Source organism: Maridesulfovibrio sp. (assembly GCF_963678865.1).
GTDB lineage: Bacteria > Desulfobacterota > Desulfovibrionia > Desulfovibrionales > Desulfovibrionaceae > Maridesulfovibrio.
This window is the reverse complement of sequence record NZ_OY787459.1, coordinates 3622194-3637587: the sequence shown is the minus strand read 5'-3', so window position 1 is coordinate 3637587 and position 15394 is coordinate 3622194. Positions and strand designations below refer to the sequence as shown.

Sequence of the window (15394 nt, the reverse complement as noted above, 5' to 3'; positions counted from 1 at the left end):
AACAAGCTTTCCAATTTACACTCATACCGCCCTAAGCCTTGACACACCGTCCTTGAGGCACTAATTCTTACGAGTTGCCGTAAAGCGCAACCAATGAACCGGAACCGGATTTTATAAAACCCGTCCGGTCTTTTTTTTCTTATGAAATTTTAACAGGCACACGCGCCCCGGCTTCGCGCAGCCTGACAAGGAGAATTTTAATGGCTTACGATGTAAAGCTTTTCAAACTGATCAACGGCGACATGGTTATCGGCAAATGGGACGAAGCAAACAACAAAATCAATGATCCCGCAGTACTCCAGACTGTCCCCGCGCAGCAGGGCGTGCAGATGATGATCCTGCCTTTCGGCTACCCTTTTGATAACGAAATCGAAGGTGAAATCGAAGGACGCCACATCCTTTACACCTACAAAAACTGTCCCGAGGATATTTCCACCAAGTATCTTGAAGCATCCAGCAACCTGACACTCTCCACAGGCGGACTCGGCGGCATGGGTGCAGGCATGGGCGGCGGTAACGTTTCCAACATTTCCGATCTTTTGAAAAAATAAATTTGAATGCCTCCGGCGGCCCTGCCGGGAGCCTTAAACCCTTTGCAAAAGGGCTCTCTGGTCGCCGAAGGCAAAAAATATCTTCATAAAAAGCGCATAGCGCATCAAATATAGGGTTTAAGTTTTGAAAAAGCTGCTCCCCCTTTTGCCCCGTCCTACCCGTTATCTGGGTTCGGAATGGGGTTCCGTCCACAAGGACCCTGCTAAGGTCAAGGCTCATATCGCCATTGGTTTTCCCGATCTTTACGAGATAGGCATGTCCTATCTCGGCCAGAAAATCCTTTACGAAATTGTCAACAAGCACGATGTTTTTTACGCAGAACGGGCCTATACCCCCTGCGAGGAAACCGCCGAAATAATGCGTGAACACGGCGAACTGCTGTCCACCCTTGAAAGCGACACTCCTCTCAAGGACGTGGATGCACTGGGCATCAGCCTGACACACGAGTTGTGCTACACCAATGTGCTCTTCATGCTTGACCTCTCCGGCATCCCGCTCAAAGCGGCCGACCGAGACGATTCCTGTCCGCTGATCATCGGCGGAGGTGGAGCCTGCTTCAATGCCGAACCTATGGCGGATTTCTTTGATGTAATCATGCTCGGTGACGGGGAAGAATCCATCATCAGGGTCATGGAAGTCATTGCCGAATGCAAAGAATCCGGACTGGGAAGAAAAGCACGCCTTGAAAAACTAGCCGAACTGCCCGGGATCTACATTCCCGAATTTTTCGATCCCGAGAATCCCGGCGATTTCTTTGTGGAAAAAGCAGTGGTGGAAGATTTTGAACCCATCCCCTTTCCCAAGGAACAAATCCTCCCTTACGGTCAGGTCATTCACGACAGGCTGACCATGGAAATCGCCCGCGGATGTACCCGCGGATGCCGTTTCTGTCAGGCCGGGATCATCTACCGCCCGGTCCGCGAACGCACACCGGAAACCCTGAACAAAACCCTTATGGATGGGTTGAAAGAAACCGGATATGAGGAAACCTCGTTCCTCTCGCTCAGCACCGGGGACTACTCCGCTCTGGATACCCTTTTCGCACAATGCTTCGATAACTGTGCTGCCGAGCAGATATCGATTTCACTGCCTTCCCTGCGCGTCGGTTCCCTTTCCGAACCGATAATGGAACGCATCGCCACCATTCGCCGCACCGGGGCAACTCTCGCACCGGAAGCCGGGAGCCAGCGCATGCGTGATGTCATCAATAAAGGCATCACCGAAGAAGCCCTGCTGGACCACGCACTCATGCTCTATGAAAACGGCTGGCAGAACATCAAACTCTATTTCATGATCGGCCTGCCCACAGAGACATTTGAAGACCTTGATGCCATCGTTGATCTGTGCGTGAAAGTGCGTGATGTGGCAGGAAGGCATATTAAAAAACTGAATATTACCGCTGCTGTTTCGCCTTTCGTACCCAAGCCGCACACTCCGTTCCAGTGGGAACGCCAGCTTTCACTTGAAGAAATAGGTGAGCGCCTTGATTACATGCGTGAAAAATTCGACAAGCAGAAACGCATCAAGATGAAATCGCACATACCGCGCATGACCTTCCTCGAAGGTATCTTTTCACGCGGTGACCGCAGGCTCGGCCCGGTAATCGAAAAGGCCTATAAAAAAGGAGCGCTCTATTCCAGCTGGAAAGACCACCTCAAACTTGAGCCGTACCTCGAAGCAATGGAAGAAGAAGGGCTTACTCCGGAAGAGTACACCGGAGCACGGGATCATGATGCCCGCCTGCCATGGGACCATCTTTCCTCCGGAGTCAGCAAACGCTTCCTGCTCGCGGAACTCAAGCGCGGTATATCCGAAAAAATTACCGGGGACTGCCGTTACGAAGAGTGCCGCAATTGCGGGGTCTGCAACTTTGACGGTCGAAAATCCCTGCTCAAAAAGCAGTCCGAAACCATGGACCTGCGCCCCAAAATGGTTTTCGAAACCCGCGACCAGACCGGGGATGTCCCTGATTTCGTACAGGCAGAAAAACCGGACCTCGGCATCAAAGGCTGTCATTTCAGACTCTGGTACACCAAAACAGGGACCTCAGCCTACCTGTCGCAGCTGGACCTGCAACCGGTAATCGAACGGGCCATGCGCCGTGCGGAACTGCCGCTGACATTCTCGCAGGGTTTCCATCCCATGCCGCGCATGTCCTTCGGACGCGCACTGCCCGTAGGCGTAGAAAGCATGAAGGAATGGATGAACATTATGCTGCGCACCAAAATCAGCGCACAGGATCTGGTGGACCGCCTCAACCGGCAGATGCCCATGGGTATGAAGATTGTAGGGGCTGATCCGCTGAATTTATCCAAAAAACAGGAACATCCTGAAATAGAGGAGTTCACCCTGATCTTCACCTGCCCTGAAAATGAAGCCAAAGACAAAATGGATCGTCTGCGTGAATATGCCCAATCGGATGAATATATCGTCTCCCACACCACCAAGAAAAAGGTTAAGGAGAAGAACGTCCGCCCCGTGCTGATTAAATTCCATGAAATAAATGAGCGGACTTTGAAACTGACTTTTGACTGGACATCAATGTACATGAGTCCGGTTAAGATGATTGCCGCTATCTGTCCCGGCACAACGCTGCTGGACTATAATCTGACTAAAACAGATCAACGGTTTGAGTAAGGAGTTAAGCAGCACATCTATCTTTTAGGGTGCTGCTTACTTCAGACCATGCATAACAGATTAAATATAACTTTCTTGCTTACATAATATCTTCCCAATTTCATTAAACGATGAAAACTCATAGCTTCGTATCGTGTGAGGATAAGCAAAAACGGCCAACTTAGTTAAAAACGGAAGACAGTCAGAATCATGCACAAAATATATTGCTTTCTTTTCTTTAGCTAAAGCAAATCCAGATTCAAAATGTATGCTGCTGAATTGCCTATCAGCAACAATAAGTACGAAATAATCGCATTGATTAATTTTATGAAAGTACTCTGGTACATTTAAATCTGCATTTTCAAAGCTTTCAAGAGACTCAAACCTCTCATTAAAGAAAAAAACATCATCAACAAATTCACATCTTCTAAGCAAATTCACAACGCTCATTAGATCTAACCTAATCTGTCGATATTCCTTATCAGATTTATACGTTGACATTGGCGATGTAATAAAAATTCGAACTTTCCGAGCCAAAACCGGAGACTTGCTATCTGATGTACTCTTAATATTATGAGAAGAACGGACAAAAGCCCAAGAAACGGCCAAAATTGGAATAATTACCGATAAAGATGATAAAAAAATCAGATAATTCATAGTTTCAGGCCCCCCTTTATACACAAGAGCCAAAAGAATTACCTGAAAAGCCAAAACAACAAGTGCAAAAAATGCAATTGGACCTTTTACGGACTGAATAATTCCTTTCCAATTTTTCAAATCATATCTTTTCACAATAAATCCTTTGTCAGTTATGTCCACTCAACAAATCGTCAAGTGGCCAATCACATGAGAATCACTGCTACTGCACATTCAGACACAAATACACACATACCATAAATAAACTTATCTAAATAAATACTACAAATATAGCCAACCACAAAAATTACCATTGAAAAAACGGCGGCCCGTCTTTTGTGATATCCATATTGATGACCTTGTAGGCATCACGGGTACCTTCCCCCGGCCTTTTAATATTGATGATTACCGGAGCCGCCCCCAGCCCTATGGTGGTGAACTCGAATCGCCAGCGCCCGAAATCCCCCATCAGGCCGGAATCCGTTTTAATAATCTTGAATTTATCCAGACTCACCAGATCCGGGTCAAAAGAAACCCCGTCAAACTGATACCCACCTGAACCGGGATTGCGCATTTCGAAAGCGAGCTGCTCTCCGGGCATTAGTCCGAGGCTGATTTCGTGCTTTCCATCCATATCGTATTCCGTAATGGAATCAGCAAAAGGATTTAACGAAGAACAACCATTAAGCATAACCATAAATAAAAACAGCAAAAATACGCAGCCAAACGAATTATATTTTTTTATTTTCATAAATTCTGGATTTTTATGTGCCTATTGCGACAACCATGTTAATAAATAATTTTTAACAAAACATTTCAGCGAGTTAAACATTTGAGAAAAAACTCAATCAAGAGTAATAATATTAAGCGCATACGGCAAGGGGAAGCCGTAAGCTATAGCAATTTTATCTGCTATAATACTCATTTCGATATGCGTCTTTTTCAGGATGTCCCTGAAATTATGCGCTAGGTGCTTTTTATTATTATTTTTACCCTTTCTAAGGAGTGTGAGGATGAAACGTTCATTACTGTTTCTTGCGCTTGTTGCCATCCTGAGCCTAGGACTTGCCGGATGCAGCGCAGAAAAAAAAGAAGAGGCCCCTGCCAAAAAGGAAACTGCTGAAAAAGCTCCCGCAGCTGCAGCCGGTAAAACCCTGAAACTGGCCATGGATGCCGACCCTGTCTCCCTTGACCCTCATGTACAGCTTTCCGGTGGTATGCTCCAGTACTCCCATATGGTTTTCGATCCTCTCGTACGCTGGGCCAAAGACGGTTCTTTCGAGCCCCGTCTTGCTGAAAAATGGGAACGTATTGATGACAAGACCATGCGTTTTCACCTGCGTAAAGATGTAAAATTTCATTCCGGCAATCCCTTCACCGCTGAAGATGTTGTCTGGACCATCAACCGCCTCAAGAAAAGTGCCGACTTCAAGGGCCTCTTCGAACCTTTCTCTCCTGCAAAAGTTGTTGATGCCAACACCGTGGACATCATCACCAAGGAGCCTTACGGCCTGCTGCTGAACATGGCAACCTACATTTTCCCCATGGACAGCAAATTCTACACCGGCAAGGATGAGTCCGGACAGGACAAAGACGCCATCGTCAAGACCGGCCCCTCTTTTGCCAATGTCAACGAATCCGGTACCGGTAAATACATTGTTGCCGAACGTGAACAGGGCGTGCGCACTGTATTCAAGGCTTTCCCCGGATACTGGGATAAAGCTGGTAACGTTGACACCATCATCCTGACCCCCATTAAAAATGACGCCACCCGTGTAGCAGCCCTGCTTTCCGGAGATGTTGACTTCATCATGCCCGTTCCCCCGCAGGACCTGAAACGCGTTGACTCCACCGAAGGTCTGCAGCTGGTAACCATGTCCGGTTCCCGCATCATCACCTTCCAGCTGAACCAGAAACGCCAGAAGCCTTTCCAGAACCCCAAAGTTCGTCAGGCTATCGTATATGCTACCGACAACACCGGTATCGTGGACAAGGTAATGAAAGGCTTCGCAACCGTAGCCTGCCAGCAGGGTCCCGAAGGTTTAGCCGGCTACAATGCTGAACTCAAACCCCGCTATGACCTTGAAAAGGCCAAGCAGCTCATGAAAGAAGCTGGTTACGAAAACGGTTTCGAGTGCACCATGATCGCACCCAACAACCGTTACGTTAACGATGAAAAAATCTCTGAAGCTTTTGTTTCCATGCTCGGCAAAATCGGCATCAAGGTTAACCTGAAAACCATGCCTAAAGCCCAGTACTGGGATCAGTTCGACGCACAGGTTGCCGACATCCAGATGATCGGCTGGCATCCTGACACCGAAGACTCCGCCAACTACACTGAATTCCTGCTCATGTGCCCCAACAAGGAAACCGGTTACGGTCAGTACAACAGTGGTAACTACTGCAATCAGGAAGTCGATTCACTCATAATCGCTTCCCAGACTGAAACCGACCTTGCCAAGCGTAACGCCATGCTCCAGAAAGTGGAAAAAATCCTCTATGACGAAGCAGCATTCGTTCCCCTGCACTGGCAGAACCTGTCCTGGGCTTCCAAGGACGGTATGAACACCGAAGAAATCGTAAACGTACAGAACTACCCCTACTTCGGCGACCTCGTCATCAAGTAGTGGAGATCACAGCATAAAACTAAATTCAAAGGGAACTCTATCTTAGGGTTCCCTTTGATGCGTTTTAAGAATGCCTCCGGCGATTCTCCGAGAGCCCTGCCGGGGGCCTTAAACCCTTTGGAAAGGGTTTAAGAATCCCAAACTTTTTCAATAAGGCTTCGCCACTACTTTTCAAAATATGTAGCGACAGCCAACTAAGGATTCCAAAGGGGGTTATTCCCTTTGGCCGCCGGAGGCGAAATCTTTCGCCAAAAGCGCGCAGCGCCACAAATTGTTTTTGTCCGTCTGGAGTAATTTAAAAATGTTTGCTTTTATAGTCCGCAGGATCGCGCAGGCGATCATTGTAATGCTGATCATCAGCTTCATCGGCTTTGCCATCAAGCAAAGCTTTGGTGACCCGGTACGCGAGATTACGGGGGTTTCCGTGTCTGCTGCTGAAAGGGAAAAAATCAGGGACGAACTCGGTCTCAATGATCCGTTCATGGTTCAATTCGGACGTTTTATGCAGGGAGCGGTCAAGGGTGATATAGGCCGTTCTTTCTTTTACAAAAAGTCCGCTCTGGAAGTAATCCTGAACAAGGCCCCTGCCACCTTGGAGCTGGTCATCTGTTCCGCCTTTATCATTGTTATTTTTTCAGTCCCGCTCGGTATTTATTCAGCCATCCGGCCGAAGGCCCTGTTTTCACGGTTTGTCATGGGCGGATCAATTGTCGGGGTTTCGATTCCGGTATTCCTGACTGCCATCCTCATGATCTATGTCTTTTCGGTTGAACTGCACTGGCTGCCATCCTACGGACGCGGCGAAACAGTAGCACTGGGCGGCTGGCGAACGGGATTTCTTACCGCTGACGGCTGGCTGCATCTGATTATGCCTTCCATAGCCCTTTCATCCATCATGCTCCCGCTCTTCATCCGGCTGATCCGTTCCGAAATGATGGAAGTGCTTGAAAACGATTATATCAAATATGCATGGGCCAAAGGCTTGATGCCCAGACGGGTCTGGATCGTCCATGCCTTCAAGAACACCCTGCTTCCAGTCATCACTGTGGGTGGTGTACAGTTGGGAACAATGATCGCCTTTACCATTCTCACTGAAACCGTATTCCAGTGGCAGGGCATGGGCTTCATGTTTATCGAGGCTGTGGAGCGCGGAGATGCCCCGCTTATGGTAGCCTACCTCATGGTGGTCGGGCTGATCTTCGTAGTAGTAAACACCCTGGTTGACGTCATTTACGGACTGGTCAACCCTCAGGTCAGAATCACGGGGCAAAAATAAATGAAAACCAGATCACGCTGGCAGAGATTCAAAGAATCATATTTTCTGCACGACTTTCTGCACGACAAGGTTGCCCTCACAAGCTTCGCTATTCTGGTCGTGCTTCTGTTCATGGGCTTTGCGGCTCCACTCGTCGCACCTTTCAATCCCTACGATGCCCACAACATCGATATAATGAATGCGGAAATTCCGCCTTCATGGCTTCCCGGCGGGGCCCCGAACTTCCTGCTCGGAACTGATGCACAGGGCCGCGACCTCTATTCCACCATGCTCTACGGCATGCGCGTCTCGCTGATCATCGGCTTCGGCGCTGTAGCACTGCAGGCATTTCTGGGTATTATGGTCGGGCTGGTTGCCGGATTCATGGGCAAGAAAGTGGAATCGATCCTCATGCGCGTTGCCGATGTGCAACTCTCCTTTTCCACTTATATGGTTGCTATTTTTATTTCAGCCATTTTTCAGGCTGCTTTCGGGGTTGCCAAATACGAAGAAATCGCAATTCCATTACTGATTCTGGTCATCGGCTTCGCTGAATGGCCGCAGTATGCACGAACAGTGCGCGCTTCCGTTCTGGCGGAAAAGAAAAAAGAATACGTGGAAGCAGCCAAGGTCATCGGCCTTTCCCAGAAAAGGATCATGTGGCGTCATGTGCTGCCCAATACCCTTTCCCCGGTCTTCGTTATCTCCACCATTCAAGTTGCCAACGCCATCATGAGCGAAGCCGCCCTTTCCTTTGTCGGACTGGGCATGCCCGTGACCCAGCCCTCGCTGGGATCGTTGATCAACGTGGGCTTTGAGTACATCTTCAGCGGATCATGGTGGATCACCATGTTCCCCGGTATCGTGCTCGTGGTGCTCATTCTGGTCATCAACCTGCTCGGCGACTGGCTGCGCGACTTCCTCAACCCGAAACTGTACAAGGGGTAAACAATGCAACCGCTTCTTGATGTTAAGAATTTAAGTGTCGAGTTCGCATTGCGCCAAGGTCCCCTTGAGGCAGTGCGGAACGTGAGTTTCTCCCTTGATAAAGGGGAAAGACTCGGGCTGGTTGGGGAATCCGGAGCCGGTAAATCCGTTACCGGTTTTTCCATCATCAACCTAATTTCCAAGCCCGGCTATATCTCAAACGGCTCAATCATGTTTGAAGGGCAGGATCTCGCGAAAATGCCTTTTGATAAAATGCGCGGAGTGCGTGGCAACCGCATTTCCATGATCTTTCAGGATCCCATGATGACCCTGAACCCGGTACTGACCATCGGAACCCAGATGATAGAGACCGTGCTTGCCCACATGAACGTCACCCGCAAGGAAGCTGAAAAAATTGCGCTGGAAAAACTGCGCAAGGTCTACATTCCTTCCCCGCGCAAACGTCTGGCCCAGTATCCTCATGAATTCTCCGGAGGCATGCGCCAGCGTATCGTCATCGCCATTTCGCTTCTGACCGATCCGTCCCTGATCATAGCCGACGAACCGACCACCGCACTGGATGTCACCATTCAGGCTGAGATCATGGACCTGCTGCTGGAGCTTTGCGAGACAGATAACATGGGCTTGATCCTGATCACCCATGACCTTGCTGTTGTATCAGAAGTTACCCAGCGCATTGCGGTCATGTACGCCGGCGGGATTGTTGAGACAGGCTCCACACGTCAGGTAACCGAAACACCGGGGCATCCCTATACTCAGGGCTTGATCGCCGCTCTGCCCCAGTCCGGCGCGGCAGGTGACCGTTTGACCCAGATTCCCGGTGCTATGCCCTCGCTGATGAATATGCCCGCAGGCTGTCCCTTCAATCCCAGATGCCCGCACTGTACGGACATCTGCAAGCAGGAACTGCCCACGCTGAAAAAAAATAAATCCGGTATTCTGGTGGCCTGCCACCATGCCGACAAAGTATAGAGATTCGTCATGCAAACCGATTCCCTCGTAAAAATCAAAAATCTGGTCAAGCACTTCGACATTTCCGGTGGACTGCTCGACCAACTGAAAATGGAAAACGGACGCATCACCCGCAAACACACCATCGTCAAGGCAGTCAATAATGTCAGCTTTGAAATAAAAAAAGGTGAAACTTTAAGCGTGGTCGGCGAATCCGGTTGTGGTAAATCAACCCTTGCAAGAACTATCATGGGCCTGTATCCGCCCAATTCCGGTGAAGTTCATTACGGCGGGGAGCGCATCGATAACCTGCCCCACGCAAAGATGCTTCCCTACCGCACAAAAATGCAGATGGTCTTTCAGGACCCGTACGCGTCGCTGAACCCGCGCATGACTGTGCGCCAGATTATTGAAGAGCCAATCTACTTCCACAACAAAGGTATCTCAAGGGGCGATGCCAAAGACAAACTGCATCAGGTAATGCGTAACGTAGGACTCGACCCGGAATGGTCCGGAAACTTCCCCCATGAATTCTCAGGTGGACAGCGCCAGCGTATCAGTATTGCACGCGCTCTGGCTGTAGAACCGGAATTCATTGTGGCAGATGAACCCATTGCCGCACTGGATGTTTCCATTCAGGCCCAGATTCTGAACCTGCTCATGGATGCGCAGGAAGAACACAACCTGACCTACCTGTTCATCAGCCACGACCTCTCCGTTGTGGAACACATCTCCACCCGCGTGGCGGTCATGTATCTGGGCAGCCTCTGTGAACTGGGAACATCCAAAGAAATATTCGCCAATCCTCAACACCCGTACACACGGGCGCTGCTATCGGCTATTCCGACTCTAGGCGGGGAAAAGAAAAAACACATCCACCTTTCCGGGGACGTGCCCACCCCGATCAACCTGCCGGCAGGATGCGTATTCAATGGCCGTTGCCAGTTTGCCAATAACCGTTGCCTGGAAGAAGTCCCTCTTGCACGCAATCTGGAAAACGGCACCCTCTGTGCCTGTCATGCCGTTGAAGAAGGAAGATTGTAACCGTTCTGGATAATCAGTTTTTGACCTACAAAAAACACCCGGCCCGTTTATAATATATAAACGGGCTTTTTTGTTGTTCATTGCACTAAATTAATTATCAAAAAGTCAAAGAAGACCCAAAACAATACCTTCACCGCAAACAAAATTAGACCATAAATAACAGATATAAAGAAACAATCTTTTTTGCCCAATAAATGAGCAGCACCGGCCAAACGATTATAATCGACTTTTATAAAATTCATGCTTATAAAAAGCAAAATTTTTATTTTTAAAGCATAAAAATATATTAAACATGTTGCATTCAACCGAGTTGAGATAGATTAATTTTTCAGAGAGGCGTTGATGGAAGACATTTCGCAAGTTCTTGGTGTTTTTTCCAAAAATATTAAAGACTACACCGGAGCTGGAACAACCATGCAGAGAGCGGAAAGCAAAACGTATTATTACGTCACCCGTTCCGGCGTGGATAAGTACCATGTCCAGCCTCTTAACAAACAGAATATCCCTTCCGGAATGGTCATAGCGCTCACCAAAAAGGAATTTATAACCCAGTATGCCCCGGAACTTAAATATTATGAAAAAAAGACGCTTCCGGCACTGAAGTCCCTGAAATCAAAAATTGACAAGGGTGAAAAAGAATTTCTAAATGGAAATCTTGATAATGCAGAGCAGGAATTTGCCAAAGCTCTTTTCCTTGACCCGGAACACCCCAAGGCCAATCTGGGTATGGGGTCCGTTCAATGCAGCAAAAAAAATTTTGATAAACTTTCCGTCATAATAGACCGGCTGCTGAACAATGATAAAATTTTCATGGAAAGGCAGCGTCAGGAATTTAACTTGTTTGCTATCTCTCTTCGCAAACAATCTCTTTTTGAAGAAGCCATTACTTTTTATGATAAAGCCATCGAAATAAATCCCCACGATGAAAATTTGCATTTCAATACTGCCAGAGCTTATTTCGACGCAAAAAACGATGAAATGGCACTGGATCATCTTGACAAAGCTCTTGAAATTGAACCTGCACTTGAAGTAGCTTCTATGTTCAAGAAGTACATAGTTAAACGGAAAAGCAAATGATCTCTCAAAAGGAAAAACTGAAAGCCGCCTGTACTCCCGGGTTGAAAATCACCATCGAACTGGGCGGGCTCAACGACAAGGCCCCAACAATCGTTGTCGGAGGTGATTTCACAAAATCGCTCATTGTCAAAGAGCCCATGGTCCACCATGCGGACAAATCCCTTTGGGCAGAGTACATGTATCCTGGCAACGAAGCCACTGTCCGCTACATCCATGAAGGAATTGCGTCCGGTTACAAGACCAAGGTGCTCAGAATGATCAGTTCTCCGGACAGGCTACTTTTCCTGAAATATCCCAAAAGAATTGAATCCTACAATCTTCGGAGACACAAAAGGGTTTCCTGCTTCATGGAAGCACAGGTTGAACTGGAAGGACAAAAAAACGTAGCCGTATTGGAAGACCTGAGCACCAGCGGCTGCTGCATAAGCTATATTACAGACAAGCAACATGCCGCCCCTGAAATCGGGGATAAAATGAAGGTTTTCTGCCCCTATTTTACAGAAAACGGGACTACCTTCATTCCATGCAAAGTACAACGCAGCATACAAGATTCACGAAAAACTATTCTCGGCATGACCTTTGAGAAGCCATCTCCTGAAATCCTGATCAAAATACAGGATTACATAGCCACAATCCTCTACCATTACTGAAGTTTTCAAACATAAAGCCCGGTCAACACAGTTAACCGGGCTTTATCATTTAGTGCATAAGGAACTGATTATTTTTTATTACGGACCGCCAGCCCCAGATCTTTCAGCATGGTCAGGTCATGATCTATGCCCTGCCCGGCTACGGTCAGGAAATCACCGACCATCAGTCCGTTGCATCCGGCATGAAAAATAAATGACTGCAGTGAACGCAGTGCTGCCCGCCCCGCAGCCATGCGCACTTCCGCATGGGGATTGACCAGCCTGAACATGGCAATGGTCAGCAGAATTTCAAGGGGCTGCAAAGGCTCAACTGCTTCCAACGGAGTTCCCGGAATGGGAATCAGGAAATTAAGAGGGATGGAATCAACTTCCAGTTCCGCAAGCGCCTGTGCCAGCTCCACCCGCTGTTCATGACTTTCACCAAGCCCCATCAGCCCGCCGCAACAGACTTCAAGCCCTACTTTTTTTGCATCCTGCACAGTCCGCACCCGCTCCGCGTAACTATGGGTGGTGCAGACATTAGGAAAATAACTTTCAGCAGCTTCGAGGTTGTGATGGTAACGCACAACGCCCGATTCGTGCAGTTTCTTCAAGGACTCAAGATCAAGACATCCCAACGAGGCACAATGATTGAAACTTTTATCGCGCATGCCGTCGACAGCCTCGCAAACATGGTCGAGAGATTTGCCCTTCAAGGCTCTGCCGCTGGTTACATAGCTGAAAAATTCAAGGGGAGACTGCCCGGCCTTCTCGGCACAGGCCCGAATTTCCTCCACCGGCATAAGCGGGTAGGCCGGAGCCGGGGTTCCTTTAAAATAACTGGACTGGGCACAGAATGTACAATCTTCGGAACAGTTACCGCTACGCACATTGGCTATGGAACAAAGGCTGACCTCTCGGCCGAATCTGCGAGTAGTTATGGTATGTGCAGCATGCAGGATTTCCGCAAGTTCGCCATGGGAGGCGCCTAAAACCGAAACTGCTGTATGCCCGTCAATAGGAGCGCCTCCGTGGACTGCTGTCCACAGGGCCTGTTTCTCGTTTCTATCCAAAATATTACCCCTGAAGGCCGACCACTTCACAGATAGCGGAAGTAAGAGCCTCAAGTTCAAGATTTGAAATCACATAGGGAGGCATCACATAGACAAGTTTCCCGAATGGCCGAACCCAGACCCCGCGTTTTACAAATTCACGCTGAACGGATTCCATATCAACAGGTTCTTTCAGTTCAACCACCCCGATAGCCCCAAGGCAGCGAACATCAGCCACTGCACTTGATTTAGCGCATGGAGCCAGACCGGAACAAAGCAGCCCGGTAATTTCTGCGACCCGTTCTTTCCAATTACTTTTCAGCAGAAGGTCGATGGAGGCGTTAGCCACAGCACAGGCCAGCGGGTTGCCCATAAAGGTCGGTCCATGCATGAATACCCCGCCCTTGGAAGAAATACCCCCGGCAACTTCTCTGGTGGCAAGGGTTGCGGCCAAGGTCATCATGCCTCCGGTAATGGCCTTGCCCACACACATGATATCCGGGCTGATTTCGGCCCTTTCGCTGGCGAACATTGTACCGGCGCGCCCGAATCCGGTGGCGATTTCATCGCATATAAGCAGTACGCCATGCTCATCACAGGCCTCGCGGACCCGCTTCAGGTATTCCGGAGAATAAAAGCGCATCCCCCCGGCCCCCTGAACCACCGGCTCCAGAATTACTGCCGCAAGTTCATGTGCATGGATTTCTATTTTTGATTTGAAATCCGCAAAATCTTCATCCGTGCAGCCATCCTCGAACCTGCACTGCGGGGCCTCGGCGAAAATATGCTTCGGCAGTACCGAAGTAAACATGGAATGCATACCATTGACCGGATCACACACGGACATGCAGCCGATTGTGTCTCCGTGGTAGCCGTTGCGGATGGTCATCAGCCGATTTTTCTCAGGCCTGCCCATGGCGTACCAGTATTGAATAGCCATTTTGATGGCGACCTCAACCGAGACCGAACCTGAATCAGCCAGAAAAACATGCTGCAACGGTTCCGGGGAAAGCCGAACCAGCTTACGGGCCAGTTCCACCGCAGGTTCATGGGTCAGCCCGCCGAACATCACATGGGACATAACTTCGGCCTGACTTTGCAAAGCCTTGACCAGCACCGGATTATTATATCCGTGGATGGCACACCACCACGAAGCCATGCCGTCGATCAACTCAGTACCGTCTTCAAGGATGATCCTGACACCCTCGGTTCGTTTTACCGGATAAACAGACAGTGGATTAGTAGCAGATGTATACGGATGCCAAAGATGGTCCCGGTCAAAATCAAGAATGGACATGGTACCTCCGGCGGCAGCTATGAGTCCAGAGCTTGGTCGACAAGCTCCCAACACGCAGGATTATTGTGATCCCAATTTTCGATATATGGAATAGAAGCGATTACTTTTACTTCAGATATTTTTTCAATGAACCGTATATTCTCGTCAGCCATTCCGAACTCTTCCGGTGCGGGACTGTTGGGAGAGGTCATGACCAGCCCGGAAATTTCCAAGCCGGACTGCTGCAGTGCTGCGATGGATAGCAGGGCTTCATTGATGCAGCCAAGCTTGTTCTCGATAACCAGAATCACCGGATAACCAAGCTCTTTCATAAGATTAAGCATGGAAGCTTCGTCACTCAGGGGCACCATAATTCCCCCGGCTCCTTCCACCAGCAAAAAACCGTCCTTCTCGCGCTCACGCACTTTAGCGGCGATTTCCACAGGATCAAGTTCCACCCCGGCCAATCTGGCAGCCAGATGCGGCGAAGTCGGCGGCTCGAAAATATATGGACATTGACGGCTGATATCCCAGACCGCCCCGGCCGCCCGATAAACATCACCGTCCGGGGAATCAAGGGAACCGTCAGGCAGAACAACCGCCCCGGATTGCACAGGTTTAACCGTGATGATGGACCGCCCGGACTTCATGAAGAAACGGGCAAGCCCTGCGGTAACCACAGTCTTGCCCACGTCTGTTCCTGTTCCGGTAATAAAAAATCCGGCAGACAA

Annotated in this window: 14 protein-coding genes; 9 read left to right on the top strand and 5 right to left on the bottom strand. The window is 49.0% G+C overall.

Translation table 11 applies throughout. The features are described 5' to 3' along the window. Positions 1-200: 200 nt before the first annotated feature. Both ACKU41_RS16625 and ACKU41_RS16620 read left to right on the top strand, forming a co-directional pair. Entirely contained in the window at positions 201-551 is a 351-nt protein-coding gene (locus tag ACKU41_RS16625) for a hypothetical protein (protein WP_319778653.1), read from the top strand. Positions 552-675: 124 nt separating this feature from the next. After that, entirely contained in the window at positions 676-3189 is a 2514-nt protein-coding gene (locus ACKU41_RS16620) for a TIGR03960 family B12-binding radical SAM protein (protein WP_321402362.1), read from the top strand. 60 nt (positions 3190-3249) lie between these two features. On the opposite strand, the gene ACKU41_RS16615 is transcribed toward ACKU41_RS16620, so the two are convergent. Beyond that, positions 3250-3960, bottom strand: a complete 711-nt coding sequence (locus ACKU41_RS16615) for a hypothetical protein (RefSeq protein ID WP_321402360.1) — start codon at positions 3958-3960, stop codon at positions 3250-3252. A gap of 151 nt (positions 3961-4111) precedes the next feature. Beyond that, positions 4112-4501: a hypothetical protein gene (locus ACKU41_RS16610; RefSeq protein WP_321402358.1), complete on the bottom strand. Its 390-nt coding sequence runs from the start codon at positions 4499-4501 to the stop codon at positions 4112-4114. A gap of 316 nt (positions 4502-4817) precedes the next feature. Here ACKU41_RS16610 and ACKU41_RS16605 point away from each other — a divergent pair, with 316 nt between their 5' ends. The 7 genes from ACKU41_RS16605 to ACKU41_RS16575 all read left to right on the top strand — a co-directional run bounded on the left by ACKU41_RS16605 (position 4818) and on the right by ACKU41_RS16575 (position 12356). Then, positions 4818-6431: an ABC transporter substrate-binding protein gene (locus ACKU41_RS16605; protein WP_321402357.1), complete on the top strand. Its 1614-nt coding sequence runs from the start codon at positions 4818-4820 to the stop codon at positions 6429-6431. A 301-nt stretch (positions 6432-6732) separates the two neighbouring features. Beyond that, positions 6733-7707: an ABC transporter permease gene (locus ACKU41_RS16600; protein ID WP_319778647.1), complete on the top strand. Its 975-nt coding sequence runs from the start codon at positions 6733-6735 to the stop codon at positions 7705-7707. Next, positions 7708-8634, top strand: coding sequence for an ABC transporter permease (locus tag ACKU41_RS16595; RefSeq protein ID WP_319778646.1), 927 nt, complete (start codon positions 7708-7710; stop codon positions 8632-8634). Positions 8635-8637: 3 nt separating this feature from the next. After that, positions 8638-9606, top strand: a complete 969-nt coding sequence (locus ACKU41_RS16590; RefSeq protein ID WP_321402354.1) for an ABC transporter ATP-binding protein — start codon at positions 8638-8640, stop codon at positions 9604-9606. 9 nt (positions 9607-9615) lie between these two features. Continuing rightward, positions 9616-10629: an oligopeptide/dipeptide ABC transporter ATP-binding protein gene (locus ACKU41_RS16585; protein WP_321402352.1), complete on the top strand. Its 1014-nt coding sequence runs from the start codon at positions 9616-9618 to the stop codon at positions 10627-10629. Between the two features lie 342 nt (positions 10630-10971). Then, complete coding sequence (locus ACKU41_RS16580; protein ID WP_319778643.1) at positions 10972-11706, top strand: tetratricopeptide repeat protein; 735 nt, start codon at positions 10972-10974, stop codon at positions 11704-11706. After that, a complete protein-coding gene (locus ACKU41_RS16575) occupies positions 11703-12356 on the top strand; it encodes a flagellar brake protein (protein ID WP_319778642.1) in 654 nt (217 codons plus the stop codon). The genes ACKU41_RS16580 and ACKU41_RS16575 overlap by 4 nt, the downstream gene beginning before the upstream one ends. 68 nt (positions 12357-12424) lie before the next feature. Here ACKU41_RS16575 and bioB read toward each other — a convergent pair whose 3' ends face one another. From bioB to bioD, 3 genes are read right to left on the bottom strand one after another with little or no spacing between them, the layout of a single operon-like run. After that, positions 12425-13408 (bottom strand): biotin synthase BioB, encoded by a 984-nt coding sequence (gene bioB / locus ACKU41_RS16570; protein ID WP_321402347.1) that lies wholly within the window; start codon positions 13406-13408, stop codon positions 12425-12427. Between the two features lie 4 nt (positions 13409-13412). After that, positions 13413-14684: an adenosylmethionine--8-amino-7-oxononanoate transaminase gene (gene bioA / locus ACKU41_RS16565; RefSeq protein ID WP_321402345.1), complete on the bottom strand. Its 1272-nt coding sequence runs from the start codon at positions 14682-14684 to the stop codon at positions 13413-13415. A 17-nt stretch (positions 14685-14701) separates the two neighbouring features. Further along, positions 14702-15394, bottom strand: coding sequence for a dethiobiotin synthase (bioD, locus tag ACKU41_RS16560; protein WP_321402342.1), 693 nt, complete (start codon positions 15392-15394; stop codon positions 14702-14704).

Bases quoted from the DNA above. Each gene is read 5' to 3' on its own strand.
- ACKU41_RS16580 (WP_319778643.1), top strand. From the start codon at position 10,972: ATGGAAGACATTTCGCAAGTTCTTGGTGTTTTTTCCAAAAATATTAAA.
- ACKU41_RS16625 (WP_319778653.1), top strand. From the start codon at position 201: ATGGCTTACGATGTAAAGCTTTTCAAACTGATCAACGGCGACATGGTT.
- bioA (WP_321402345.1), bottom strand. From the start codon at position 14,684: ATGTCCATTCTTGATTTTGACCGGGACCATCTTTGGCATCCGTATACA.
- ACKU41_RS16605 (WP_321402357.1), top strand. From the start codon at position 4,818: ATGAAACGTTCATTACTGTTTCTTGCGCTTGTTGCCATCCTGAGCCTA.
- ACKU41_RS16590 (WP_321402354.1), top strand. From the start codon at position 8,638: ATGCAACCGCTTCTTGATGTTAAGAATTTAAGTGTCGAGTTCGCATTG.
- ACKU41_RS16575 (WP_319778642.1), top strand. From the start codon at position 11,703: ATGATCTCTCAAAAGGAAAAACTGAAAGCCGCCTGTACTCCCGGGTTG.
- ACKU41_RS16610 (WP_321402358.1), bottom strand. From the start codon at position 4,501: ATGGTTATGCTTAATGGTTGTTCTTCGTTAAATCCTTTTGCTGATTCC.
- ACKU41_RS16600 (WP_319778647.1), top strand. From the start codon at position 6,733: ATGTTTGCTTTTATAGTCCGCAGGATCGCGCAGGCGATCATTGTAATG.
- ACKU41_RS16585 (WP_321402352.1), top strand. From the start codon at position 9,616: ATGCAAACCGATTCCCTCGTAAAAATCAAAAATCTGGTCAAGCACTTC.
- ACKU41_RS16595 (WP_319778646.1), top strand. From the start codon at position 7,708: ATGAAAACCAGATCACGCTGGCAGAGATTCAAAGAATCATATTTTCTG.